Here is a 1,355-nt window from a genome sequence, read left to right as displayed (position 1 = left end):
CCTTCATGCATCTCTTGCCTCCAGCGCGAGTCGATGGCCTCTCGGCCGATGCCGGCACCGTCTCGCAGGAAACCGCCATCGCCGGCGCCGTGCTCGGCGCGATCCCGCTGCTCCTGCTCGGGCTCGGCGGAGCCATCTTCGCGCTGATCCTGCTTGGCCTGCTGTTTGCCGCGTTCCGCGCCCTTTGCCTCAACCAGATCGATGGCCAGACCGGCGACACGATCGGCGCCTTGCAGCAGGCAAGCGAGATCGCGGTGCTGCTCGTCGCTTCCGTAGCGCTTTCCTGATCCCCTGGCCTGATTCTCTTGGCCTGATTCCTTTTCGGAGACTTTGCCCCCATGCCCTTCAAATCCCTTAGTGAATTGCGCGCCGCCTGCCTCGACCTACCGGCCGGCAGCGATGCCGCGGCCAATGCGGTCGCCCGCCGCCAGGACACGCTGACCAAGCCGCAAGGCAGCCTCGGCCGGCTGGAGACCATCGCCGCCTGGCTGGCGCGCTGGCAGGGCCGCGACATGCCGAAACTCGACCGCGTCAAGGTTTTCGTATTCGCCGGCAACCATGGCGTCACCGCGCAAGGCGTGTCGGCCTATCCCTCGGAAGTCACCGTGCAGATGGTGGCGAATTTCGCCGGCGGCGGCGCCGCCATCAACCAGCTTGCCCGCATGGCCGGCGCCGAACTCGATGTCATCCCACTCGATCTCGACCATCCGACTGGCGACTTCACCCAAGTGCCGGCGATGGACGACAAGGCATTTCTCGCGGCTGTCTCCGCCGGGTATGACGCCGTGACAAACGACCTCGACCTGATCTGCTTCGGCGAAATGGGCATCGGCAACACCACGCCGGCCGCCGCCATTTCGGCTGCCCTGTTCGGCGGTGGTGCTGAAAAATGGACCGGACGCGGCACCGGCGTCGACGACGCCGGCCTCAAGCGCAAGGTGGTCGCCATCGAAGCCGGGCTGAAGCGTCACGCCGCCGCCCTTGCTGACCCGCTCGCTCTCGCTGCCGCGCTTGGCGGCCGCGAACTCGCCGCCATCTTCGGCGCCACGCTGGCCGCCCGCCATCTGGGCATCCCCGTGCTGCTCGACGGCTTCGTCTGCACCGCCGCCGCAGCCCCACTGGCAAAGATGCACCCAACCGGCCTCGCCCACACAATCGCCGCTCACGTTTCGGCCGAATCGGGCCATCGCGGCCTGCTCGAAGCCCTCGGCCTGCCGCCGCTGCTCGATCTCGGCATGCGGCTCGGCGAAGGCTCCGGCGCCTGCCTCGCCGTCAACATCGTCCGCTCGGCGCTGGAGTGCCATGCCCGCATGGCGAGTTTTGCCGAGGCTGGCGTTTCGGAGAAGTAGTTATCC

At 67.7% G+C, this 1,355-nt stretch carries 2 protein-coding genes; both read left to right on the top strand.

What is annotated here, in order from left to right; all coding sequences use genetic code 11:
• Positions 1-287: adenosylcobinamide-GDP ribazoletransferase (locus EN906_RS34245; protein WP_206529258.1), on the top strand; the 287-nt coding region annotated here is incomplete at its 5' end.
• A gap of 51 nt (positions 288-338) precedes the next feature.
• Positions 339-1,349 (top strand): nicotinate-nucleotide--dimethylbenzimidazole phosphoribosyltransferase, encoded by a 1,011-nt coding sequence (gene cobT / locus EN906_RS34240; protein WP_127268500.1) that lies wholly within the window; start codon positions 339-341, stop codon positions 1,347-1,349.
• The last annotated feature ends 6 nt before the right edge of the window (positions 1,350-1,355 follow it).

This window comes from Mesorhizobium sp. M7A.F.Ca.CA.004.06.1.1 (genome assembly GCF_003999135.1).
GTDB lineage: Bacteria > Pseudomonadota > Alphaproteobacteria > Rhizobiales > Rhizobiaceae > Mesorhizobium.
The sequence above is the reverse complement of the archived record's forward strand: the minus strand, read 5'-3'. Positions and strand labels throughout refer to the sequence as shown.